Annotated in this window: 21 protein-coding genes; 10 read left to right on the forward strand and 11 right to left on the reverse strand. The window is 69.3% G+C overall.

The features are described 5' to 3' along the window. Positions 1-61 precede the first annotated feature (61 nt). A complete protein-coding gene (locus ACFVVM_RS11700) occupies positions 62-1,000 on the reverse strand; it encodes a LysR family transcriptional regulator (RefSeq protein WP_387616353.1) in 939 nt (312 codons plus the stop codon). 350 nt (positions 1,001-1,350) lie between these two features. Here ACFVVM_RS11700 and ACFVVM_RS11705 point away from each other — a divergent pair, with 350 nt between their 5' ends. Genes ACFVVM_RS11705 through surE form a run of 7 tightly spaced genes read left to right on the forward strand, consistent with a single transcriptional unit; the run spans position 1,351 to position 8,553 of the window. After that, positions 1,351-2,574, forward strand: a complete 1,224-nt coding sequence (locus tag ACFVVM_RS11705; protein ID WP_387616355.1) for a cytochrome P450 — start codon at positions 1,351-1,353, stop codon at positions 2,572-2,574. 37 nt (positions 2,575-2,611) lie between these two features. Then, complete coding sequence (locus tag ACFVVM_RS11710; RefSeq protein ID WP_387616357.1) at positions 2,612-3,901, forward strand: ABC transporter substrate-binding protein; 1,290 nt, start codon at positions 2,612-2,614, stop codon at positions 3,899-3,901. 58 nt (positions 3,902-3,959) lie between these two features. Further along, positions 3,960-4,943, forward strand: a complete 984-nt coding sequence (locus ACFVVM_RS11715) for a sugar phosphate isomerase/epimerase family protein (protein ID WP_387616359.1) — start codon at positions 3,960-3,962, stop codon at positions 4,941-4,943. After that, a complete protein-coding gene (locus ACFVVM_RS11720; RefSeq protein WP_387616361.1) occupies positions 4,940-5,863 on the forward strand; it encodes a carbohydrate ABC transporter permease in 924 nt (307 codons plus the stop codon). Before ACFVVM_RS11715 ends, ACFVVM_RS11720 begins: the two co-directional genes overlap by 4 nt. Next, the gene (locus tag ACFVVM_RS11725; protein WP_387616363.1) at positions 5,850-6,665 is read left to right on the forward strand and encodes a carbohydrate ABC transporter permease; all 816 of its coding nucleotides are present in this window, start codon (positions 5,850-5,852) and stop codon (positions 6,663-6,665) included. The genes ACFVVM_RS11720 and ACFVVM_RS11725 overlap by 14 nt, the downstream gene beginning before the upstream one ends. Positions 6,666-6,671: 6 nt before the next feature. Then, positions 6,672-7,862: an ABC transporter ATP-binding protein gene (locus tag ACFVVM_RS11730; RefSeq protein WP_387616365.1), complete on the forward strand. Its 1,191-nt coding sequence runs from the start codon at positions 6,672-6,674 to the stop codon at positions 7,860-7,862. Beyond that, on the forward strand, positions 7,837-8,553 hold the full coding sequence (surE, locus tag ACFVVM_RS11735; RefSeq protein WP_387616367.1) for a 5'/3'-nucleotidase SurE: 717 nt from the start codon (positions 7,837-7,839) through the stop codon (positions 8,551-8,553). The genes ACFVVM_RS11730 and surE overlap by 26 nt, the downstream gene beginning before the upstream one ends. A 55-nt stretch (positions 8,554-8,608) precedes the next feature. Here surE and ACFVVM_RS11740 read toward each other — a convergent pair whose 3' ends face one another. Genes ACFVVM_RS11740 through ACFVVM_RS11750 form a run of 3 tightly spaced genes read right to left on the reverse strand, consistent with a single transcriptional unit; the run spans position 8,609 to position 12,234 of the window. After that, a complete protein-coding gene (locus ACFVVM_RS11740) occupies positions 8,609-10,120 on the reverse strand; it encodes a class I adenylate-forming enzyme family protein (protein ID WP_387616369.1) in 1,512 nt (503 codons plus the stop codon). Then, positions 10,120-11,325 carry an FAD-dependent oxidoreductase gene (locus ACFVVM_RS11745; protein ID WP_387616371.1) on the reverse strand — a complete coding sequence of 402 codons (1,206 nt, stop codon included), beginning with the start codon at positions 11,323-11,325 and terminating at the stop codon, positions 10,120-10,122. The genes ACFVVM_RS11740 and ACFVVM_RS11745 overlap by 1 nt, the downstream gene beginning before the upstream one ends. 30 nt (positions 11,326-11,355) lie before the next feature. Beyond that, positions 11,356-12,234, reverse strand: coding sequence for a PDR/VanB family oxidoreductase (locus ACFVVM_RS11750; RefSeq protein ID WP_387616373.1), 879 nt, complete (start codon positions 12,232-12,234; stop codon positions 11,356-11,358). A gap of 174 nt (positions 12,235-12,408) precedes the next feature. On the opposite strand from ACFVVM_RS11750, the gene ACFVVM_RS11755 reads away from it, so the two are divergent. Further along, on the forward strand, positions 12,409-13,383 hold the full coding sequence (locus tag ACFVVM_RS11755) for a dimethylarginine dimethylaminohydrolase family protein (protein WP_387616375.1): 975 nt from the start codon (positions 12,409-12,411) through the stop codon (positions 13,381-13,383). 386 nt (positions 13,384-13,769) lie between these two features. On the opposite strand, the gene ACFVVM_RS11760 is transcribed toward ACFVVM_RS11755, so the two are convergent. From ACFVVM_RS11760 to ACFVVM_RS11780, 5 genes are all read right to left on the reverse strand, one after another. Continuing rightward, complete coding sequence (locus tag ACFVVM_RS11760; protein ID WP_387616377.1) at positions 13,770-14,645, reverse strand: siderophore-interacting protein; 876 nt, start codon at positions 14,643-14,645, stop codon at positions 13,770-13,772. 75 nt (positions 14,646-14,720) lie between these two features. Continuing rightward, the gene (locus tag ACFVVM_RS11765) at positions 14,721-15,620 is read right to left on the reverse strand and encodes a hypothetical protein (RefSeq protein WP_387616379.1); all 900 of its coding nucleotides are present in this window, start codon (positions 15,618-15,620) and stop codon (positions 14,721-14,723) included. A 242-nt stretch (positions 15,621-15,862) separates the two neighbouring features. After that, positions 15,863-17,188, reverse strand: a complete 1,326-nt coding sequence (locus ACFVVM_RS11770) for a hypothetical protein (RefSeq protein WP_387616381.1) — start codon at positions 17,186-17,188, stop codon at positions 15,863-15,865. A 59-nt stretch (positions 17,189-17,247) separates the two neighbouring features. Beyond that, complete coding sequence (locus ACFVVM_RS11775; RefSeq protein ID WP_387616383.1) at positions 17,248-18,690, reverse strand: hypothetical protein; 1,443 nt, start codon at positions 18,688-18,690, stop codon at positions 17,248-17,250. Beyond that, positions 18,690-19,967 (reverse strand): glycosyltransferase, encoded by a 1,278-nt coding sequence (locus ACFVVM_RS11780; protein ID WP_387616385.1) that lies wholly within the window; start codon positions 19,965-19,967, stop codon positions 18,690-18,692. Before ACFVVM_RS11780 ends, ACFVVM_RS11775 begins: the two co-directional genes overlap by 1 nt. Before the next feature lie 176 nt (positions 19,968-20,143). On the opposite strand from ACFVVM_RS11780, the gene ACFVVM_RS11785 reads away from it, so the two are divergent. Together ACFVVM_RS11785 and ACFVVM_RS11790 are read left to right on the forward strand one after the other, a co-directional pair. Further along, a complete protein-coding gene (locus tag ACFVVM_RS11785) occupies positions 20,144-21,436 on the forward strand; it encodes a glycosyltransferase (protein WP_387616387.1) in 1,293 nt (430 codons plus the stop codon). Continuing rightward, complete coding sequence (locus ACFVVM_RS11790; RefSeq protein ID WP_387616389.1) at positions 21,433-22,293, forward strand: glycosyltransferase family 2 protein; 861 nt, start codon at positions 21,433-21,435, stop codon at positions 22,291-22,293. The genes ACFVVM_RS11785 and ACFVVM_RS11790 overlap by 4 nt, the downstream gene beginning before the upstream one ends. A gap of 46 nt (positions 22,294-22,339) precedes the next feature. Here the strand turns inward: ACFVVM_RS11790 and ACFVVM_RS11795 are convergent, their stop codons facing one another. Continuing rightward, positions 22,340-23,146: an ABC transporter permease gene (locus ACFVVM_RS11795; protein ID WP_387616391.1), complete on the reverse strand. Its 807-nt coding sequence runs from the start codon at positions 23,144-23,146 to the stop codon at positions 22,340-22,342. Further along, entirely contained in the window at positions 23,143-24,108 is a 966-nt protein-coding gene (locus tag ACFVVM_RS11800; RefSeq protein ID WP_387616393.1) for an ATP-binding cassette domain-containing protein, read from the reverse strand. The genes ACFVVM_RS11795 and ACFVVM_RS11800 overlap by 4 nt, the downstream gene beginning before the upstream one ends. Positions 24,109-24,321: the final 213 nt, after the last annotated feature.

The raw sequence follows: 24,321 nt of genomic DNA on the forward strand, positions 1-24,321 counted from the left end.
TCCATCACCGAAACGAATCGACCGAATGTTTCCGCCGCCGCACCGGGTGGAATTCAGATGATCAACTGGCCAACGGTTCGCCGAAAACCTTGCCACGCACCGTGGACTGTAGATAATTGCGGGTGGCATCGAGGCTGTCGAGAAATACCTGCACCACCTCGTTGGAACTGTCCACCCGCCAGGCGACCTGGAGTTCGACGACCGGTTCCGGATCCACCAGCGGCACCACCTTCAGCCCCATCGGCCGCGGTTCGTCCATGCTCAGGAACGAGGCGAACCCCACGTACCGGCGCGCGGCGACGATGATCTCGGTGGCCACCGAATCGTTCATGTACTCCGCCACCCGGGGAAACGCGCCCGCCCGCTCGCCCGCGGTCATGATGGCGTCGTACATCGCCGGGCTCACCTCGCGGTTGAACATCACGCACGGCGTCTCGGCCAGTTCGCGAATCGAGATCGACGACCGCTCGGCCCACCGGTGCCCGTGCCCGACCAGCGCGCCGATGCGCATCGGCAGCAGACACCGTGACAGCACCGATCCGCCATTGGAGGCGCCGCCGTAGAGCAGCCCGACATCGAGCTCACCGCGGGTCAGCGCGGTGAGCTGCGGGCCGGAACGACCCGAGCTCAGTTCGGTGGTGATATTGGGGTAGTGCGCGTGCAATTGGGCCAGTGACCTGGGCATGATGAGCTGGCCCGCCCGGCCGTTGAAGCCGATGCTGATCCGGCCCATCCGCCCGGCCGCGATGTCGCGGACGGTGCTCGTGGCCAGGTCGACCTCGCCGAGGATCCGCCGGGCGTCGGCGCGGAACGCCTCGCCCGCGGGGGTCAGCTGCACCACCCGCGAGGTCCGCGACACCAGTTCGACGCCGAGATGGCGTTCCAGGCGCTTGAGTTGCTGGCTCAGTGACGGTTGGGTCAGGTGCAGCCGGGCGGCTGCCCGGCCGAAGTGCAGCTCGTCAGCGATGGCGAGAAAAGCCTCGATGTGCCGTGTCTCCATGGTGCGCGCCTCGCGTATCAGGAACGTGCCTCGTCTGAGATATGGACCTGTATAGCCCTGCCGCGCGTCGCCACGGAACGTGACTGTGACGGGCAGGTGAGCAAAGACCGAATTCCTGCTCCCCGCCCGGCGTGTTCGCGTCACCCGATCGTCATCTGGACCGACGACCGGCACGGTGAACACGAACGATTCGCTAATCGAATCGCTGACGCCGAATCACTCAATGATCGGCAGCTCCGATCCATCTCGGACGGGAATTGATCAATAATTCGTTTCGCGTTGCCGCTGGCGTCGACCGAGTGGAACACTTTTTTCGTGGCCAGGAATTGAAAACCCAAGGAGCTCAGAAAATGACGTTCACGGTTGCCAGCCAGCACGACGCCGAATCAACCCTGGCCGCGCTGTTCGCCCCCGATACCCGCCCCGACCCCTATCCGGTACTGCGCGCGCTGCGTACCGAGTCACCGCTGATCGCCAAGGGCGGCGATCTCGTGATCGTCGCCAATTACGCCGATTGCCAACAGGTTCTGCGCGATCCCACCGTGCGCAACGACCCGAAACTGTCCCGGCTGGGCAAGGATCATCCCGAGCGTCCGGAATCCCTGCTGTTCCTCGATCCGCCCGCCCACACCCGTATTCGGCGCCTGGTCTCGAAAGCGTTCACCCCCAGGGTGATCCGGGCCTCGCAGCCGCAGATCCACTCGATCGTCGACGATCTGGTCGCCGGGATCGCGAGCAAGTCCGAATTCGACGTGATCACCGATTTCGCCCTGCCGTTGCCGGTGCGGATCATGTGCGCGCTGCTGGGGATTCCGCTCGAGGAGTTCGACGACTTCGAACCCGCCGCCCGCAGGCTCGGCCGCGTCCTGGACTTCAACCTGGTGGTGCACAACGACGACCTCGACGATGCCGAGGGCGCGCGCAACGAGTTGATGAACTACCTGAAGAACCTGATCTCCCGCCGCCGCGGCGATCTCGGCGAGGACCTGCTCTCGCGCCTGATCCAGGTCGAGGAGGAAGGCGAGGTGCTCAGCGAGGGCGAACTGCTCGCCACCTGTGTGCTGCTGATGGTCGCCGGGCACGAGACGACGGCCAATCTCATCGCCAACGGTGTGCACGCCCTGCTGCAGCATCCCGAGCAGCGCGAGCGCCTCGCCGCCGATCCCGAACTCGGCATCAGCGCCACCGACGAGGCCCTGCGCTACGACGCGCCCATCCAGTTCGTCATGCGCATCGCGACCCGCGAGATGCGGGTCGGCGCGACGACGATCAGCCCGGGCACCGCCATGCTGGTGCTGCTGGCCGCGGCCAATCGCGACCCCGCGCACTACCCCGACGCCGACCGTTTCGACGTGACCCGCGGCGCCGCCGACCATCTCGCGTTCTCCGCCGGCGCGCACTTCTGCCTGGCCGCGGCGCTGGGCCGGGCCGAGGGCGCGGCCGCGCTGTCGGCCTTCGCCGGCCGCGTCATCGACCCCGTGCTCGTTCCCGATTCGGTGCGCTACCGCCCGAACGTGAATCTGCGCGGCATCCAGACCATGTCCGTCACGCACGGCGGAGTCCGACTCCGCTGATGCCCGATCCGAACGCCCTTCCACGAGAAAGCTTGTCATGACATCGCACCACCGCGGCCTGCGGGCCGGATGGGGGATCGTGCTCGTCGCGGTCACCACGCTGCTGGCCGCCTGCGGCCAGAACAGCTCGACCACCACCGATCCCGACGGACCGGTCAGCATCACGTTCCTGTCCTACTCCTACGGTCAGCCCAACGCGGTCGGCAAAGGGGTCGAGAAGTTGATCGCCGACTTCGAGGCGGCCAACCCGAACATCACGGTGCGTCCGCAGTCGGTCCCGACGGCCGACGCCTTGATCAAGCTGCAGAGCGAGGTCGTCGCGGGCAATCCGCCCGATGTCGCCCAGATCGGCTGGAGCAAGGTGAACCAGGCCGCGCAGACCCTGCCGCTGCGGCCGTTCCAGGACATCGCCTCCGAGCAGGACTGGACCGACACCATGGCCGGTTTCGTCCCGTCCGTGCTCAAGGCCACGCCCACCGGCACGGACAAGCCGGTCTCGATGCCGTTCCTGATGGCGACCCCGGTGATCTTCATCAACGCCGACCTGTTCCGGGCCGCCGGGCTGAACCCCGAGCAGCCGCCCAAGACGATGGCGCAGCTGAAAGAGGCGGCGCTGGCGGTCGTGGACAAGACCGACGCGGACGGCGTGTACGTCTCGGCGGTCGACCCCGGCAAGTCCGACTTCCTGACCCAGTCGCTGGTCAACAGTGCCGGTGGCGCGCTGGTCTCCGCCAGCGGCGAGGTCACAGTGGACTCGGCGCCGGTCATCACCGCGCTGTCGACGGTCCAGGATCTCACCACCTCCGGTGCCCAGCCCGGCGTCGACTTCGCTTCGGCGATGGGCGCTTTCAGCGCGGGCAAGCTCGGCATGCTGATCACCACCGCGGGTGGCCTGCTCACCCTCGACGAGGCCGCCAAGGGCAAGTTCGAGCTGCAGGTCGCGCCGTTGCCCGCCTTCGGCGACCTGCCCGCCCGGCCCACCTTCTCCGGTGCCGGGCTGACCATCCTGGCCAAGGACGACGCCAAAGCACAGGCCTCGTGGAGGTTCGTGCAGTTCCTCACCAGTGAGGACAGCTTCAAGGTGATCGCCGCGGAGATGGGCTATCTGCCGCTGCGTACCGGGGCCGCCGACGCCGCCGACCCGCGCCTGGGCTCGGCGGTGCAGCAGCTCGCCGATCTCATGCCGTACACGGCCTTCCCGGGCAAGCAGTCCAACCAGGGCGTGGTCATCCTCCAGGACGACGCCGTGGAACCCATCGTGCTGCGCGGCGCCGACCCCGCCGACACCTTGAAGGCCGCCGCCGCCAAGATCCGCGCGCTCAACTAGCCCGCACCATCCACCCACTCGGGCACGACGACGTGCCCTCCCGCAGAGAGACAGCAGGTTGTCACACAAGGTTTTCGCCGCAACGCCGTCGGAGAGCATCCCGAACGGTGCCGCCCCGAACAGGATCGGTCTCACGGTCAATCCGTGGGCGGGCAAGCAACTCCTGAAGTCCGATTTCGAGGAGATGCGCGAATTCCTCGACGAGGCCGCCGCCGCCGGATTCGGCTATGCCGAGATCGGCGGCTGCGGGCTCGGTGTGGTGATCGGCGGAAAGGTACAGCGCGCGCGCATCGACGCGTTGCGCGCTGCACTGGCCGGGTGCCCCTTGCAGCTCACCCTGCACAGCTCCTGGCATTCCTCCGGCCGCACCGGCAATCTCCTCGATCCCGCGAGCGCGCGAGCCCAGTTGCTCGGGCTGTTGGCGGATCTGGAGATCGCCGGTGCGATCGGGGCCGAAGTGCTGGTCTATCACGCCGGGGTACTGCCCAATCGCTACAGCGACGGCGAGGAACTGACCGCCGGCATGGCCACCGAACGGACCATGCTGCGTGATCTGGCCGAGGAGGCGGGCGCGCGCGGGGTCATGATCGCGGTCGAGAACCGGGCGCCGACCCCCGCGGTACTCACCCGGCGTTCCTACGGGATGCGCCTGGACGCGGTGGCCGAGCAGGTCGCCCTGATCGACCATCCCGCGGTGTCGATGTGCCTCGACATCGGCCACGCCTATCTGGCGGCGAGCTATCTGAATTTCGACTTCCTCGCGGCGGTCGCCCAGGTCGCGCCCTACGTCGGGCACATCCATCTGCACGACAACTTCGGCCGGATGGCGCGTCAGCCCGAGGCCAGCCCCTACGAACTCGAACTGCTCGGCGAAGGCGATCTGCACCTGCCGCCCGGCTGGGGCACGATCCCGCTGACGGAAGTGTTCACCACCGCCTTTCCCCGCGATCCGGCGATCATCGTCGAGATGGGCCACGCCCGGCACTTCGCCGAGGCGCTGGCGACCACGCGCGCCCTGCTGGCCGTGCGGACCGGCTCATGACCCTCACCCTCGCGCCGCCCAAGCCACGGAACAGGCCCGGCGGCGGCGGAACACAGTCCGGCGTCGCCTGGCTGTACTTCTCGCCGGTCATGCTCTCGATCATCGTCTGGGTCTACGGCCCGCTCGTGTTCACCGCGGTGCTCAGTTTCCTGGACTGGAACCTGGTCGCGCCCGACATCGAGTGGAACGGGCTGGCGAACTACCAGACCCTGCTCACCCAGCCGGAATTCGGCAATGCCGCCTGGAACACCGTGAAGTACGCGGTGTGGGTGCTGCCGTTCGCGACCGTCGTCCCGTGCGCGCTGGCCATCGCCCTGTGGAAGCGGCCGGGCCGCACCAGCGAGTTCTACCGGATGCTGCTGTTCCTGCCGGTGGTGCTCGCGCCGGTGGCGAACGCGCTGTCGTGGCAGTTCATTCTGGATCCGCTCCACGGCACCTTGAACCAGCTGCTCGGGATCGTCGGCGTCGAGCCGGTGAACTGGCTCGGGGATCCGGCCACCGCGCTGCCCACCATCGTCGCGGTCACGGCACCGAAGGTGGTGGCGCTCAACACCTTGCTCTTCGGCGCCGCCCTGGCGAATGTCGATCGCCGCACGGTCGATGCCGCGCGCCTCGACGACGCCACCGAGGGCGAGATCACCCGCGCGATCATCCTGCCCCAGCTGCGGCGCCCGTTCATCCTGCTCGGGCTGCTGTCGATGGTGGTCGTCTGGCCGTGGCTGTTCACCAATATCGGCGTCCTCACCAGGGGCGGGCCGAGTGGTGCCACCGACAACGTCTACTACCGGCTCTACACCTACGGTTTCACCTTCTTCGACGCCGGCACCGCCTCGGCGGCCGCCATCGTCATCGCGATCGTCTTCGGTCTGCTGCTGACCTTCAGTTCCCTGCTCTCGAGGAGATTCCGTGCGACGCGGTGACACGATAGGCCGCCACGCGCTGGTGATCACGGCGATCGTGGCGATGCTGTTCCCGGTGGTGCTGGCGCTGGCCACCTCGTTCAAACCGGTGACGACGATCTTCGATCTCAATCCGATCCCGGTGCCTGCCAGCCTGGAGAACTACGACCTGGCGCTGGGCCGGTTCCCGATCGGCCGGTTGCTGTACAACACCTTCGTGATGGCCCTCGGCGTCACGGTGACGACGATCCTCGTCGCGCTGCCGGGGGCGTATGCCCTGGTGCGTTTCGACCGGGCCCGCGGGCGCGGTCTCGTGCTGGTCGCCGTCGGCGCCTCGCTGCTGATCCCGCCGCAGGCGTTGATCATTCCGCAGTTCCTGATGACGGCGCGGCTGGGCTGGCAGGGCCACACGATCGGCGTGATCATCCCGCAGCTGGGCGTGAGCGCGCTGGCCGTCCTGCTGCTGCGCGACCACATTCGCGCGATCCCGCAGTCGCTGATCGGCGCGGCGGTGCTCGAGGGCGCGACGTCGTGGGACATCCTGCGGCACGTGGTGCTCGGCCTGCTGCGCCCGGCGCTCGGCGCGGTGGCGATCCTGCTGTTCATCAGCACCTGGAACGAATTCCTGTGGCCGCTGCTGGTGATGCCCGATCCGGAGGACACCACGATCCAGCCGGGTCTGGCGCTGTTCCTGGGCCCGGAGAGCTCGCAGTACGGGCCGATGCTGGCCGCCGCGATGCTGGCCTCGCTGCCGGTGGTGGCGATCTATGTCCTGGCGTCGCGACGGATCGCGGACGCCTTCCTTCACTCAGGGGTGCGGTAAATCAACATGACAAGTCTCAGTGTGACCGAACCCGTGACGGTGCGTGCCGAGGCCGACCTGTCGGCCGGTGTGCTGCTCGACGGCATCACCAAACGCTACGACGACGACAGCCCGGCGCTCGACGTCGACCGCCTGCACATTCCGGGGCAGTCGCTGACCGTGCTGGTCGGCCCGTCCGGCTGCGGCAAGTCGACCGCGCTCGGCGTGGTGTCCGGGCTGATCCCGCCCACCGACGGGCGGGTGCTCATCGACGGCACCGATGTCACCGAGCTGGCGCCGGGGCGGCGTGGGGTGTCGATGGTGTTCCAGGACTTCGCGCTGTATCCGCACATGACGGTCGAGCGCAACATCTCCTTCGGGCTGCGGTTGGAGGCCAAGCACAATCGCAAGTCCGGGCTCGATCGGGCCGAGATCGAACGGCGGGTGGCGCAGGCGTGTGCCAGCCTCGGGCTCGGTGAGCTGCGGCATCGCCGGCCCGCGCAGCTCTCGGGTGGTCAGCGTCAGCGCGTCGGGCTGGCCCGGGCCATCGTGCGGCAGCCGAAGGTGCTGCTGCTCGACGAACCACTGTCGGCGCTGGACGCCCAGTTGCGTCAGCAGGCGCGGGTGGAGCTGGTGCGGTTGCATCGCGAGCTCGGCAACACCATCGTGCTGGTCACCCACGACCAGTTGGAGGCGTTGTCGATGGCGACCCATCTGGTGGTGATGAACAACGCGAAAGTGTTGCAGGTCGGCAGTCCGGCGGAGGTTTATCGACGGCCGACGGACCTGTTCGTCGCGACCTTCCTGGGTAGTCCGCCGATGAACCTGGCGACAGTGACGATCGACGACACCCGCGACGGGCTGACCGGTCCCGGGCTCGCCGGGCGGCTGGCCGGGCCGCTGCTCGATGTGCCCGACGAGCTGCGCCTCGGTTGGCGTCCCGGTGACGGCACCCTCGAATCCGACAGCGCGACAAGGCCATCGGGACTCTCGGTGCACGGTGTCGTCGATCTGGTCGAGTTCACCGGTGACACGAAGATCGCGCAGTGCACCGGCCCGTCGGGTCGCTGGGCGGTGACGGTGCCCGCCAACGGTCCCGCGCCCGCGGTCGGCGAATCGGTGCGGGTGCACGTCCCCGCGGATCGACTGCACCTGTTCGACCCGGCCACCGGCGCACGAGTGGAGGCCGCCGATGCACCTGCTGATCACCAACGATGACGGCTACCGCGCGCCCGGTCTGCGGGCGTTGGCGGAGAGCGTGCGCGCGCTCGGGGTGGACGCGACCGTGGTCGCCCCGAGCGGGCCGATGTCGGGTGCCGGGCAGTCCCGGCGCAGTGGCGTCGCGGCGGACTGGGCGTGGGCCGAACCGGTCGCGGGGATTCCGACGATCCAGGTGAATTCGACACCCGCGGCCTGCGTGGTCTTCGCGCTGACCTCCGGGCTGATCGGCCCGGTCGACCTGTGCCTGAGCGGGGTGAACGCGGGCGAGAACCTCGGCGGCGCACTGAATGTCAGCGGCACCTATGGCGCCGTGCAGGAAGCTGCGGTGCGCGATGTGCCCGGTATCGCGTTCTCGCGCGAGTTCGGCGGGCCGTGGGCCGAACCCGAGGGCTGGGACTGGACCTGGGTGCCGGAGGCCACCAGCCGGATCCTGACCACGCTGCTGGCCGCGCGCACGGGCTGGTTCACCGCCAATGTCAATCTCTCCGGCACCGACCGTGGTGCCGATCCGGCCTACACCCGGGTCAGCCGCACCCTGTACTACACCGACACCTACGACCTCACCCGCGGCATCATCCGCAGCGCGATCGGCTACCACGCCGACGACCTCTCCCCCGACGACGACATCACCGCCTTCGCCGAACACAAACGCACCAGCATCACTCTCGTGCGGCGGGACTGCGCCTGACTGCCGTCGGCGACCCGGGTGGCAGTCAGGCGCATGCCCCGGTTATCGCGTGCGGTCAGCCTCGTGCGACGGGCGCGAACGCCGCCGACCGCAGTGCGGACTTGACGATCTTGCCGCCCGGATTACGCGGCAGCGGCTCGGTGCGGACCGAGAAGTACTGGGGGACTTTGAAATCGGCGAGATGCTCGCGGAGGTGGGCGAGGACGGCGAGCTCGTCGAACTCGGTGCCGGCCAGTGGCACGACGACCGCGCCGACCTTCTCCCCCATCATGTCGTCGGGGACGCCGACGACCGCGGATTCGCCGATGCCGGGCGCACCGGCCAGGGCGTTCTCGACCTCGACGCAGTACACGTTCTCGCCGCCGCGGTTGATCATGTCCTTGGCGCGATCGGCGATCGAGAGCAGGCCCTGGTCGTCGAGGCGGGCGAGATCACCGGTGCGCAGCCAGCCGTCGACGAAGCTCGTGGCGGTGGCTTCGGGGTTGTTCCAATATCCGGCAACGACATTGGCGCCGCGGATGAGCAGTTCACCGACTCCGCTGACCGGGTCGGGCGCGTCGATGGCCAGGTCGACGATCGGCGCGGCGAAGCCCACCGATTCCGCGTGGTCGAGTGCCCAGTCGTGCGGGAGGTAGGTCGAGATGGAGGAGGTCTCGGTGAGGCCGAAACCGTTGGCCAGGCGCGCGTTCGGGAAGTGCTCGGCGATCTGCTGCACCAGCGCGGGCGCGACCGGCGCACCACCGTAGGCGACACGTTCGACCGCGCCGAGATCGAATTCGGCGAGGTTGGGCTGCTGGAAGGCCAGGTAGTAGATGGCGGGGGTGTTGGTGAGCGAGGTGATCCGCTCGTCGACGATCGCGCGCAGGAAGGGCTGGATTCCGAAGCGCGGCAGGATGATCGTGGCACCGCCGATCGCCAGCTGCGGGATCAGCTGGCTGTTGCAGGCGGTGACGTGGAACAGGGGCACCGAGACCAGGTTGCGCAGGGTCGCACCCTCGTCGTCGCCGATGTCGGCCAGTCTGCGCACGTTCTCGACGGTGGCGAGCAGGTTGCGGTGGGTGGTCATCGCACCCTTGGGGCGGCCGGTGGTGCCGCTGGTGTAGAAGATCGCTGCCAGATCATCGGGACATGCGTCGTCATGGACGTACGGATCGCCTTGCGGCAGGGCGACTCCCGGACGCAGCGTGAACGTCGCGGTGGAATCTTCGAGGACATAGGCGATCTCGGGCTCGGCGAAGCGGGTATTCACCGGCACCGCGACGGCACCCGCGAGCACCGTGCCGAGAAAGCCCACGACCCAATCGGTTCCGGCATCGAGCAGATTGGCGACACGGTCTCCCGGCTGGACACCCTGGTCACGCAATCCGCCCGCGACGTGCGTCGCGCGATCCCACAGCTGCCGGAACGACAGCCGTTCACCGTCCACCTCGACGACGGCTTCGCGCTCGGGCCAGGTCCCGACGGTGGTGCGCAGCATGGCGATCAGCGACTCGGGCAGGTCCGCGTAGTGGGCAACCCCATGCTCGTCGCGGTAGATCCCGGTGGTGTCGAACGGTTGGACGGTCATCACGATGCCCGGCCCGCCGCGTCGAACAGGGCCCGCATGTTGTCCTCGGCGAAGAACTCGCGACCACTGAGCCCACCGGCCATCATCCGGAACCATTGCGTGGTGTGCGCCGGGCTGCTCGGCAACGCCCGCATCACCTCGACATGGCTGTCCGGCAGGACGAGTCGCGAGGAATCACAGGTGAACCGGTACATCGGCTTGCTCGACCTGTCCCGCTGCGCCTGGTAGTCCGCCAGCGCCCCGGTCAGCGGTCGCGCGCCCGACAGGCCCTCGTGCGCCCGCTCGGCGAGCAGGTCGGCATAGGTGAACGCGTCACTGATGCCGAGGCCGGTGAACGGGTCCTTGTGATATCCGGCGTCACCGACGAGTGCCCATCCGGGGCCGTGTGATTCGCGGTAGAAGTTCTCCGGATAGCGGGCGAGGGTGAACCGCTCGGCGCGTTCCCCGGCGTCGAGCAGTTCGGCTAGGTCGGGGGCGGTCTCCTTGAACGCCAGGTGGAAATTGCGTTCGACATCGGTGCGGAACTCGGCGAACCGGTCGACGTACTGCACGCACCAGATCAGCGTCTTGCCGTCATTGGTCGGCCAGCCGCCGACCGCCTGCTTGTCGCCGATGCGCAACTGGCTCTGGATGTCCAGGCCGGTCCAGTAGGAGTAGGCGGTGAAGGTCTCCCCGGCGATCACGTCGTATTTCTCGGCACCGGTGAGTTTGGCGACGGTCGAGGCGTAACCGTCGGCGCCGATGACGAGGCGGGCGTGCTCGGTGACGAGGTGACCGTCGCGGTCGCGGCCGACGATGCCGGTGACGGTCTCGCCCTCGCGCACCAGGTCGACCACGGTGATCCCCTCGCGCAGTGCGACACCGGCCGTGCGGGCCGCGTCCTGGAGCAGTGCGTCGAGCACGATGCGCCGCGGCGCGTAGGTCTCGGCGATGCCGTCGATCGGGTCGGCGAAGCCGGCGAACTGGGCGTCGCCGTAGGACATGGTGATCGAATGGATCGGCGTGCAGCCGGTGGCGATCAGCCGGTCGAGCAGGCCCCAGTCACGCAGTCGCGCGAGACCGCCCTGGCGCAGCATGTGGGTCGAGACGGAGTCCCTGGGGAAGTTCGCCTGGTCGACGCAGAGCACGCGGTAGCCGCGCCGCGCGAGCAGCATCGCGACCGTGGCACCGGCGCAGCGCGCCCCTACGACAATGACATCGTGCACAATTCCGACCTTCCAGCAGCACAGGGGATTTCAGGCGTCGAGCACGAGGCGATCCGTGCGGGCCCGGGAGACGCAGATCATCATGGTTTCGCCCGATTCCCGCTCCTTCGCGGTCAGGATCGAGTCGCGGTGGTCGATCTCGCCTTCGAGCACCGGGGTCTCGCAGGTCGCGCAGGTGCCCTCACGGCACGACCACAGGACGTCGGCGCCGACGCGTTCGAGCGCGTCGAGAACGGTCTCGTCCGCGGGAACCTCGATGGTCCGGCCGGAGCGGTTCAGGACCACCGTCATCGGACGGTCGGGTCCGGTCTCGAGCTCCCTGGGATGAAATCGCTCCACCCGCAACACATCCGGGGTGCACGACTTCTCGACCGCGTCGAGCAACGGTCCGGGACCACAGCAGTAGACGAGAGTGCCCGCCGCCACCGGATCGAGAATCTCGGGCAGCGGGATCAGCCCGCACTCGTCCTGCGGATAGCGGCGCACCCGTTCGCCGTAGGCCGCCAGTTCACCGGCGAAGCCCATCCGCTCCGCACTGCGACCCCCGTAGTGCAGCTCCCAGGCGGCACCACTCCGGTCGAGTTCGCGGATCATCGGCAGCAGCGGGGTGATCCCGATCCCACCCGCGATCAGGACGTACCGATCCGCGGCGGCCAGCGGAAAGTTGTTGCGCGGCTCCCTGATCTCGAGCAGCGTGCCCGGCCGCACCTTCTCGTGCATCCACGCCGACCCGCCCCGCCCCTGCTCTTCCAACAGCACCGCGATCCGGTAGCTGTCGCGGTCGGCGGGATCACCACATAGCGAGTACTGCCGCACCACACCATCGGGCAGCACCACATCCACGTGCGCCCCCGGCTCCCAGGGCGGCAACGGCGCCCCCGCCGGATCGATGAGCACAAAAGACAGCACGCCTTCTGCCTCGTAGGAAATGGACCGAATTCGCACAATCGCGCTGATCACACCAACGAGTCTGGCAGGACCACGCGCACCACAACGGATTGATTTCGTCCACGAATGGCCGGATTACGATGTCGTCGAATCAGGCTCCCGGCCCGGCGGGCGACCGCGCGGTATCGTGTGCCGATGGGTGCCGACAATGTGGGGGTCACCAGCGAGTTCGCGCCGTTGCACACCGTGGTCGTCGCCCGGTGTGAGTTCCGGGCGCCCGACAGTCCGGAGATTCTCGGTCATCGGATGCCGGTGGAACCCGAGGCCGTGCAGATCCTCGAGCAGACCTGGGGAAAGGACTTCGGCGCGGTGTTCCCGGACCGCCAGCGCGTCTGGGAAGCCGAGCGCGACGAGCTCGCCGAGGTCTTGCGCCGCCACGGTGTCGAGGTACTGCGCCCTCGCCTGTTCACCGCCGAGGAGAAGGCCGCCGCCGGCGCCGAGGGATACGCGAACTTCTTCGTCCGTGATCCCTGGTTCACCGTGGGCGACCAGGTGATCGAAGGGTCGCTGCAGTTTCGGCATCGCCGCGGTGAGGTGCTGCCGAGCCGGTCGATTCTGCTCGATCGCGTGATGCCATCGGCCGCGGGCTATGTCGCGATCCCCCAGCCCGCGATCGCGCCGGTCGGCGTCGCCGGTGAAGGTCCGTTCCTCGAGGGCGGCGATGTCCTCGTCCACGGCACGGAGGTGTTCGTCGGCGTGTCCGGCATGGCGACCGACGAGTCGGGGTGCGCATGGCTGACGAAATATCTACGGCAGCACGGCCTTTCCGTCACACCGGTGCGGCTGGCCCCGCACGTGCTGCATCTGGACTGCGCGCTCGGACTCGTCCGCGAAGGGTTGGCGATCCGCTGCGGCGACCGCCTGCCCGACGGCGTCCCCGACAGCCTGCGGGACTGGGACTTCATCGAGGTGAGCGAAGCGGAAGCGGCCGCCATGGCCACCAACGGCCTGCCCATCGATCCCGACACCTACATCACCGACCCGGCGTTCGACCGGGTCGGCCGCGCTCTGGAGGTCAGGGGCGTCACCGTCGAGTACATCGACTTCGCCGTCTCCCGCCTGTTCGGTGGCGCTTTTCGCTGCTCGACCCAACCCTTGTCCCGCAGCTGAGCGAGCCGCTCGGTCTCCGCGCGGGCCGAGGGCAGGTGGTTGGGTGGTCCGGGAACGGGTAGTCGCGCCTCGAATGCTTCGAGCATCGAGGAGGAGGGACATGTCGACGTTGCCGGATCAGCCGCCGCCCACAGGGCGGGTTCCCGATTCGCCGGACCCGTTCGCGCCACCGGAGCCCGCGCCACCCACGCCGGGTGAACCGGTACCGCCGCCACCGCCGGATCCGATACCGCCGCGTCCTCCCGAACCCGGACGACCGGACCCGCGCGAACCCGTTCCGCCCGTACCGGGGCCCGAACCGACGCCACCAGGACCCGAGCCGGATCCGATACCGCCGCCGATCACCGCGTCCGGATCAGGTTCCCGGTGACCGGACGGGCGGTGTCTCAGTCCTCTTCGACGAGCGGCTCGCCCGCGGCGGCGCGACGGACCTTCTCGCGACCGTTGTCCTCCTCGGAGCGGCCCTTGCGCCAGTAACCGGTGAAGGTGATGGCCTGCTTGTCGATCTCGCGTTCGCGCACGAGGTGGCGGCGGGTGAACTTCACCAGGTTCGACTCGCCGGAGATCCAGGCATACGGTGCGCCGTCAGGGAATTCGGCGGCGCGCACGGCATCGACCACCGCTTCGCCATGCGGGCGGGCACCGCGATGCACCCACTCGATCCGGACGTCACCGCGCGTCTGGAAACGCTGCTCGTCCTCGGCGCCGGAAACCTCGACGAACGCGCGCAGGACGGTGCCGGGTGCGAGTTGTTCGATGATCGCGCCGATCGCCGGGATCGCCGTCTCATCACCCACCAGCAGCTGCCAGGCGGCGTCGGCCTGCGGGGTGTAGAGGGCGTGCGGCGGGCAGAGGAAGCCGATCTCGTGACCGGGCTCGGCCCGCGCCGCCCACTCCGAGGCGGGCCCGGCGTGGTCGGGATGCAGGACGAAGTCGATGTCGAGCTCGCTCGACTCGGCCCGCACCGCCCGGACCGTATAGGTCCGCATCGGCGGCCGGAGTTCGTCGGGCATCGCCAGGTACTGCTGATACCAGCTCATCACCCCCGCCTCGGCGTCCAGCGGCGGCGGCACCACGGGCCGGGCCTGGCCGGGCAGCGGAAAGAACAGCTTCGTGTACTGGTCAGGACCCACATCGACCAGCGCGGCCGGATCGTCACCACTGAGGGTGATCCGAACCATGCTCGGTGTCAGCCGCACCGCGCGCCGCACCAGCAGCGGCGCGTAGGCCATGGTCGGACGATTCACAGTCTCGGTTGCCATTAGGCCAGGCTAACCTCTGCTGCCGCGGGAGCGCCAACACTCCGGGTCGACCTGCGGGGATCCCTGCTGCGCGGATCAGCAGTCGGCGTCGCTCGCGATCGGCGCGTTCGGGTCGAAGTAGGTCTCGGGGTCCTCATCCGCGAAGACGGAACCGAAGCGAGGCGGATTGAGATAGTTCGGCGCGAGCAGGCCCTGGTCGTGATGGCGGCAGCTCACCGAATAGTGATGGCCATCGACGTCGCCCAGGTACATGCCCTGCGAGCGGTCGTCATAGTGCGGATCGTCGATCCAGATGTAATCGAATTCCCAGCGAACGACCGACACGATGTCGAGCGGTCCGTCCAGGCGCGACGGTTCACGGGCGTCGAACGCGTAGGCGACCAGATAGTCGGTGCGGATCACGAGCTCGTCGTGTTCGTTCAGCGCGGTCGACATCTTCCCGGTCACCCGTGGGGTCACCGGGAGCAGGGTGTAATCCGGGGAGATCCGGATCGAGAGCCACGCGGCGGCGATCTCGTCACCCTCGCCGAGCTGCTCACGCAACGCGTCGGCCTGATGCGGGGACAGCAGCGCCAGCACCGGTTCGACATCGTGGGTCTCCAGCACATGCCGGTTCAGCCGGGAGGCGCTGATCAGCGCGGCGGCCTTCGCCATGGCGGTGGCCACCTGATCGGCCGAGTAGCGACCGATCGGCGCGGCGGGCGGTACCACGATGCCCGCCTCCCCCTCCGGCCACGCCTCGGCGGGGGTGTTGCGGTAGGGCTGGGACAGGTCGACCCGCGCGGTCACGCGCAGCTCGGTCGTCGAACTCGAATCACCTGTGGTGCCTGCGGAATTCGTGCCGGATTGTCCGCGCAGGGCGAGGGCACCGGCCGCGACGAGGACCAGCACGACACCGATCACGACGGCGATCAGGGACCAGCGCTTCGGATGCGCAGCGGGGCGGCGGACCGGGTCGGGTGGGAACTGGTACACGGCGAACCACCTCGGATCGAACGCGAACACGCGGCGCGGGTACGGAATTCGCCGTCCGGGGACACCTGGTCCCGGCTCGTCGACGAACGAGGTTGTCAGCGGCGGCCCCACCCACACTGCGAACGAATGTGTTCTCCATCATCGCACGGTCGCCGACGCTGGAACAGCCTCAGCGGCCGCTGATTTCGGGATCGCCGGTCAGCCGCGGTCTTCGGGCGTCGCCGCCGGTGCCGCGCGGCGGGTCACCAGCTGGTGCCGCCGAGGCCCCAGGCGTCGAGTTCGGCGTCGATGTGGGCGCGGAGCTTGTCCTCGTCGCCGAAATAGTCGGGGTGGATGCCGAAGAAGGTGATGGTCAGCTTGTCGTCGTATTCCACCGCCCAGGCGGCGACCGCCGGACCCTGACGGCGACGTTCGGCGGCGCTGCGGCCCTGCATGATGGCGCGGATGGCGAAGGATTCGGCGCGCCGACCGGCGATCTCGATGACGCTGTCGGGGGCGGCGCCGAGATTGGAGACGGTGGTGTCGGGGCCCGCGATCGCGCGCATCATCGTGGCGATCACGCGGTTGGGCAGCAGGCGCACGACCGGCTGGAGATTGTCGGTGAGTTTGTCCTGCCCGGCGGCCGCGTAGCGGGTGAACGCCTCTTTGCTCAGCGTTCGGATCTGGCGCAGGCCCGCGTCGGGGGTGATGGGATCCGGCACCCGGATCCAGACCCCGCCCGAGGCATTGGCGCGCTCGTCACCGGCTTCGCGCTTGCTCACCGCGATGCACACACGCAGCCCGTCGGGACCGATCGGTGCGCCGGAGCGCTGGACGATGCCACCGAGCAGTGCGGTGAACAGGCTGTTGCCGGTGCCGTCGAAGGCGCGGGCCTGTTCGGTCCAGCGGGCACGGTCGATGTCGACGATGGCGAGGGTGGTGTCCGGACCGTCGGTGGCCAGGTCGGCGACGCGGGGCGGGCGGGCCGCGGCGGGGGTCCGGTTGTCGCGGGTGCGCCAGAGTTCGGTGGCGATCACGCGAGCCGCCGACGCCGCAGCGCCGAGCTGAGCGAGCGCGTCCCCGGCATCGGCGCGCCAGCGCGGGCGGGCGAGCACCTCGGCTTCGCTGGGCAGGGTGCTCGCCGAGCTGCCCGCGTTCGCGGCGGCGAGGGCGTTGTAGAGGCCGTGGCCGTCGGCGACCATGTGCGAGATCAGCAGCGACAGGGCGAATTTGCCCGAGGTGGTGCGCACACCGATCAGTTGCCAGCCGCGTCCGTCGACAGGGTCGAGGTCGGCGGCGCGCAGGGTGCGGTCGGCCCACGCGCCGATCTCGGCGTCGGCGATCGGGTCCGGGTCGATCCGCAGCACCGGCGGGTATGGGGAGCGCACCCAGCGGTGGCGCGCGAACGGCACCACCGCGCGCACCACCTTGCGGCTCAGCGATCCGGTGGCGAGCTGGTCGCTGAAACGCGCCAGCTCGGCGGGGTCGGGTTCGGTACCGAACACCCACGCGTACTGGATCGGCGCCGACCAGCCGAAGAGCTGTTCGGCGAGAAGATATGACTCGTCTGCCCCGGCAACACGGTTCATTTCGCCAGGCTAGCCAGGCTCGGGTGCCCCCGCATCTCGGCGGAGCCCGAAAGCGAGGTTCACCACATCCGGTGCTCGACACCCCAGCCGTCGAGCTCGGCGGCGAGTAGTTTGCGCAGGTCGTCCGGGTGCGGGAAGTGCTGCTCGTCGAAGGCGGCGACGGAGAAGGTCCAGGTGTCACCGGTGCGGATCGCCCAGGATTGGACGCCGTCGCCGAAGCGGTACGGCTCGGCCGGATCGACGCCCTGCGCGATGCCGCGGAAGGCGACCGCGGTCGCGGAAACGCCGCCCAGGCACCGCAATTCGTCGCCGAAGTCACCGAGGTTGGAGGCGACCACGTCGGGCATGCCCGAGCCGGCGGTGGCAGCACGCACCACCAGCACCGTCGGCAACAGCGCGACGAGCGGCAGCAGGTGCACATGGGGGGCGCGCTCCCCTGCCGACAGCCGGGTGAACGCCTCTTTGCACTGGCGGCGAAGGGGTCCGAGGTCGCCACCGGGGATCAGCTCGTCGATCAGCTGCACCGAGACACCCGCGGTGGCGTTGCCGCCCGCGTCGTCGTCCTCGGCGCGACGGCTCACCGGGATGCCGATCTTCAGCGCTGTACCGTACCCGGACGCGCGCAGCGCACCGGCCAGAACCGCGATGAACAGGGTGTTCGTCGTGCCCCCGTGCTGCCTCGCGACCGATTCCCAGTGCGCCACCTCGACACTGACCGTGGCCCAGGAATTCCTAGCCAGCGGAGAACGCACATGCGCCTGCGGCTTGGCGGGTCGTTCGTCGACAGGGGCTCGCGAACCGCGATGGCGCGTGAATGCCATTGCGGCCCGCCCGATTCCGAGTCCAGCGGTGGCGACCTGTCCGACACCGTCGGCGGCGTCCAACGCGATGTCGCCCAGCCGGCGCGTTGCCCCGCGGGTAGCAAGGATCCCCGGGGCGGAATCGGACAGGCGGCGCACAGCCCGGCGGGCGGCGCGGGGGCCGAGTCCATCCGCGGCGACGCGGGATGACGGGTCGTGGATGGGCGGACGGGCCAGTGGGTCCGAGGGAGTGCCGGTCAAGGCCGCTGTCGCGGCGGTGACCATGGTGCGGCCGTCGGCGATCAGGTGGAGTGCGGTGAGGGACAGGACGAAGCCACCGTCGGTGATCGGTGTTCCGCGCAGGCGCCAGGCGGGGCCATGTTCTGGGTCGAGAGGTGAGCTGTGCAGCTCTGTGCCGGACCAGGATTCGATGTCATCGACCGGGATCGTGCCCTCGTCGACGAGCAGCTCAGGGGCGAAATCGGCGTGTTCCCAGCGGTGTCTGGCGAACGGTGTCCGTGCCCGGACCAGCCGGCGGTTGAGCACGCTGTGGCGCAGTCGCTCAGCGAATGCCTCGAGGTCGGCACGCTCGGGGGCCGCGGGGAACCGCCACAGGATCTGCAGGACCACCGACCAGCCGAAGGCCTCGCGCACCAACCAGTAGGTGGTGTCCTCGGGCTGCATGCGCGCGACCGCAGCCATCAGCGTTCACCGCGCCGGGCCGGGCTGCCCGCCTCGGCGTGCTCTTCGACCAGGTCGGCGCAGTGCCGCACCGCCGCCTCCGGGGTGATCAGTTCCCCGGCCAGCTCGCGCGCGGTGTGCGCGGGCTCCGGGGCGAGGACGGTGGTCAGCTCGGTGACGAGAGTGTCGGCGGTGAGGCCCTTCAGCCGGGTCGTGGAGCCGACCCCGTGGCGCGCGCACTGCGCACCCCAGTACGGCTGATCCGAGCCCACCCAGCACACCAGGCCCGGAATTCCGGCGCGCAGCACGGCCGCCGTGGTGCCGGCGCCGCCGTGGTGCACCGCGGCCCGGCACAGCGGCAGGATCCGTTCGTGATCGAGCGCGCCGACGACTCGCACGTCCGCGCTGTCGGCCACGTCGAGCCCGGCCCAGCCATTGCTGATCAGCGCGCGCACGCCGAGTCGCTCGCAGGCTCGCACGATCGCGTCGACCACCGCCGCCGGATCGGGCACCGGCATGCTGCCGAATCCGAAGTAGACCGGTGCGGTGCCCGACGCGATCCAGTCCAGCAGGGCGGTGTCGCCGGTGTCGGCGCCGATGCGGGCGCGCTGCTCGGCGGCCAGGCCGAGAAATCCCACGAACGGGCGTAGTTCGGACCACTCGTCCACCAGCTCGGGGCACAGCCGTGGATCGTAGGCCTGGATCTCGAGCCGGTCCGCGGGCGAACACGGGACCGTGCCTGCGACGCCGAGTTCGCGGCGCAGCGCGTTCTGGCGGTCCTTGGTCAGCAGCCACATCGCGCTCTCGGTGAGCCACCAGCTCGCGCGCGTGACCACCGGCGGCAGGCCCGACAGTGCGGCGGGCACCGGCGAGACGGTGCCGTTGGGCCGGATCGGCGCGTGGTGCAGCGAGATACACGCCGCGCCGGTGGCCTCGGCGAAGGGCGCGGCGATCTGCTCGGTGACGAAACCGGTGACGATCGCCTGGGCGCCGGGGTGCAGTTCCGCCATGTCGGCGACCGCCTGTGACCAGCCGAGATCGCGGATCTCGGTGAAGGCCTGCCACCGCTGCCGCGGGCCGCCGGTGCGCAGTTTCGTCCGCACCACCTCGGAGTTCATGTGCGCGTGGGTGTCGTAGCCGAACGGCGCGGTCGCCAGCCCGGCTGCCGCGACGAACTCACCCAGATTGGGCGGTGCCCCGACGAGCACATCGTGGCCGCGACGCTGCAGCTCCGACCCGACGACCACAGCAGGCTGGACATCTCCGCGTGTGCCATTGAACGCGAGTAGAAACCTCATCGATCTCCCTGCCTCGAGTTACGAGCACGGTAGGCGAAACAGGCAGCAATGGACCAGCATCCACCCGCCGTCTGTGAGATGGAGCACCCGTCGCCGCTCTCACCGCGCGCGGTGCGCGCCGATCTGGTTACGGTGGCTTTTCTCGACCCCCTGGTAGCCGTACTGCGAGGAGCTCGATGGAATTCGTACTCGCGTTCACCGGCAGCCGCGGTGACGTGCAGCCCGGCCTGGCGCTCGGCGTGCAATTACGGGCGCTCGGCCACGATGTGACAATGGCTGTTCCGCCGAATCTGGCCGATTTCTGTCGACGTGCCGGAATTCCCACCCGGGATTTCGGCGCCGACACGAAAGAATTGCTCGATTCCGCGCTGGTGTCGAGCGAACTGAAATCGGCCAACCCGCTCACCCGCCTGCGCGCACTGGCCCGGCTCACGGTGCGCGACGGTCGCCGGGCGCAACACGAACTCATGGATCTCACGGCGGGCGCGGACGCTGTGATCGGCGGCAGCGTCGGGCAGGAACGACTACTGAACGTCGCCACCGCGCGTGGCATTCCGTACGTTCCGCTGCACTACTGCCCATTGCGCCGCAACAGCGTCGCCTCGCTGCTGCCGCTGCGTGCGGCGCCGGGCCGCGCGCATCACCTCAGCTGGGTCGCGCTCGAACAGCTGACCTGGCTCGCGACCCGCTCGGCCGAACGCGAACTCGCCACCGACCTCGGATTGCCACCGCCGACGAGCCCGCCCGCCACCCGGATCGCCCAGCGCCGCGTCCCCGAGATCCAGGCCTACGATCCGGTGCTGTTTCCCGGTCTGGCACAGGAGTGGGGGCGCGAGCGGCCCCTGATCGGATTCCTCGACCTCACCCCGCAGACCCGCGCCATGATCGGCGAGGACAGCACCGGCCTCGACGACTGGCTCGACGCCGGATCACCGCCGCTCTACGTCGGATTCGGCAGCATGACGATCGCCGACCCGGACCGGCTGGCCCGCACCTTCACCGAGGTCGCCGACGCGCTCGGGTTGCGGCTGCTGGTCGCCGCGGGCTGGAGCGAGTTCATGGCGGGCGAGTCGAGCGACCGGGTCCGGGTGGTGCGCGCCGTCGATCACGCGGCGGTGCTGCCGCGCTGTGTCGCGGCCGTGCACCACGGTGGCGCGGGCTCGACCGCCGCCGCGCTGCGGGCCGGAATCCCGGCGCTGGCCTGCTGGATCGGGGCCGATCAGCCGATGTGGGGGCGCAGGCTCGACGCGCTCGGTGTCGGTGCCGGTCTGGCCGCCACCCGGCTCGACCGGCTCACCCTCACCCGCGCGGTGCGCGAGCTCCTTCGCCCCGAACGGGCCGCTGCCGCCCGGCGCGTGGCGGCGGCGATGGTGGCACCGCACGATGCCGTCCGCGCCGCGGCCGCGCTCGTCGAAGTCTCGGCCCGCACGCCCGTCGGTGCAGGCCCGTCCCGTGGAGGAGTCCGATGAACCCGCTGTCGCTGTCCGTGGTGATCCCCGCCTACAACGAGGAGGAGATCATCGGCAAGTGTCTGGCTCGGCTGGCCGAGCAGCGCGAGCACATCGCCGAAGTGCTCGTGGTGGACAACAATTCCACCGACCGCACCGCCGCGATCGTGGCCGAGCACGCCGTGCGCTGGCCCGCGATCCGGCTGATCGGCGAATCCGAACAGGGACTCGTTCACGCCCGCAATCGCGGGCTCGACAGCGCGGTCGGCGAGTTGATCGCCCGGATCGACGCCGACACCCTCGTCCCGCCGGACTGGGCCCGCCACATCGTCGACTTCTTCGCCGCCGACACGACCGGGCACTGGGCCGCCGCCTGTGGTCGCGGGCAGGCCTACGACCTCCCCTACGGCGACACGGTCGGCGCCCTGCGTCAGCGGTGGCGCGAGCGCAAGGCGCACCGGGTCAAGCAGGTGCCAGTGCTCTACGGCTCGAACATGATCCTGCGACAGCACACCTGGGCGCTGATCCGCGACCGGGTCGCCATGCGCCGCGACGTCTTCGAAGACGTCGACACCGGCCTCTGCGTCACCGAGATCGGCGGCCGCAACGCCTTCCTCCCCACCATCACCGTCGGCGTCGCCCCCCGCCGCATGGCCACCGGCATGGTCTCCTTCACCCGCTACATGTCCTGCCTCCCCCGCACCCTCCTCCTCCACAAGCGCTACGCCCTCGCCCTCGCCGCCGCCACCCTCTACCTCCCCCCGATCATCACCCTCCACGCCGCCCGCCTGGCCCTCCTCCGCACCTACAACACCCACACCGGCCGCTTCACCCCCACAGACCTGTTCCGCAAAACCCCCGAACGCGTCGCACCCTAGACCGGACCGGGGTAGCCCGTGGTCTCCCACGGGCTACCCGGCCGGATCAGGTGCGGCGCATGTAGATGCGGACGGTGAGGGGGGCCATGACGGCGATGACCGCCAGGGCGCCGAGGAGGGAGATGGCGATTTCGGGGCCGTAGCGGCCGTCGGCGAGTTCGCGGACGGCGGTGACCAGGTGGGAGACGGGGTTGACGCCGGCGAAGGCCTGCATCCAGCCGGGCATGGTCGAGACCGGGACCAGGGCGTTGGAGACGAAGGTCAGCGGCATCAGGACCAGCATGGAGACGCCCTGGACGGTGGAGGGTTTGTCCATCAGGACGCCCATCAGCGCGAAGATCCAGCTCAGGGCGAAGGCCACCACCATGACCAGCAGGCAGGCGATGAACAGGCCGAGGGCGCTGGCGGGGCGGTAGCCCATCGCCAGGCCGACCAGCACCGTCATGACCGTGGCGACGGCGTAGCGGACCATGTCGGCCAGCAGCGAACCGGCCAGTGGCGCGATCCGCGCGATCGGCAGCGCGCGGAAACGGTCGAACACGCCCTTGTTCATGTCCTCGCGCAGCTTCACCCCGGTGTTGACCGAGGCCGCGACCGCCACCTGCACCAGCACACCGGGAATGAGGATGGGCAGATAGCCGGTGACCGTGCCCGCGATGGCGCCGCCGAAGATGCTGGAGAACATCACCGTGAACACCACCGGCAGCGCGACGACGTCGAACAGCTCCTGCGGATTGTGCTTGATCTTGAGCAGACCGCGCCGCGCCATCGTCGAGGCGTGATACGCCGACTGCGACAGCGAGATCCGGCGGACCGCGGTGGGTGTGCCGATCCGCTCGGCCGCGGTCGTCACGCGGGCTCCGGAACGCGCAGCGGGTCGGTCGGGCCGGTGATGGCGAAGAACACCTCGTCCAGGCTGGGCTGGGCGAGGCCGAGTTCGCGCACCTCGATCCCGGCGTCCCGCAGGGCGGCCAGCAATTCGGGCAGGGCCGTGGTGTCGGCGGCCGCGACCGTGATGTTCCCGTCGTCGGTGGTGAGGACCGCCTCGGCGCCGGTGTAGCGGTGTACGAGCGCGGCGGCGGTGGCGAGGTCGGCGGGGGCAACGCGCAGGGTCAGCGCGGCGGCGCCGACGGTGGCTTTGAGTTCGTCGGCGGTGCCGTCGGCGACGACCCGGCCGTGGTCGATCACCACGACCCGGTCGGCCAGTTCGTCGGCCTCGTCGAGGTATTGGGTGGTCAACAGCACGGTGGTGCCGGTGCGCACGAGTTCCCGCACCGTCGTCCACATCTGCACCCGCGTGCGCGGATCGAGCCCGGTCGTCGGTTCGTCGAGGAACAACAGCGGTGGCCGGCCGATCAGGCTGGCGGCCAGGTCGAGCCTGCGGCGCATCCCACCGGAGAAGTGCTTGAGCGGTCTGCTCGCGGCGGATTGCAGGCCGAACTCCTCGAGCAGTTCATCTGCGCGCCGGGCGGCGCGGGCACCGGAGGAGCCGAACAACCGGGCGAAGATCGTCAGGTTCTCGGTGGCGGTGAGATCTTCGTCGACCGAGGCGTACTGCCCGGTGAGCCCGATCAGCGAACGCACCGCCGTGGCATCGCGCACCACGTCGTAGCCGAACACCCGCGCGGTGCCCGCGTCGGGGCGCAGCAGGGTCGCGATCATCCGGACCGTCGTCGTCTTGCCCGCCCCGTTCGGGCCGAGCACGGCACAGACGGTGCCCATCGGCACGGTCAGGTCGATGCCGTCCACCGCGCGGAACGCGCCGAAAGACTTGGTCAATCCCCTGGTTTCGATCGCCGATTCGAATTCGACCATCGTCACCTCCTCATCGGTCGGCGCCGAATAATCGACGAATGCCGTACGGGAGTGCGGTCGCACCACTGCGAACTTCTGGCAGCTTATGTTCTGTGCGAATACAGCGGCAACCCCACATCGTTCGCCGGATGCGTATCGATCGCCACATTGTCGATGAGGTATCGCCAGGCAACGTGATGTTCACCCGACGCTGATCCGATGGAAACCTCGAAA

Source organism: Nocardia sp. NPDC058176 (assembly GCF_042883805.1).
In the GTDB taxonomy this organism is placed as follows: Bacteria; Actinomycetota; Actinomycetes; order Mycobacteriales; family Mycobacteriaceae; genus Nocardia.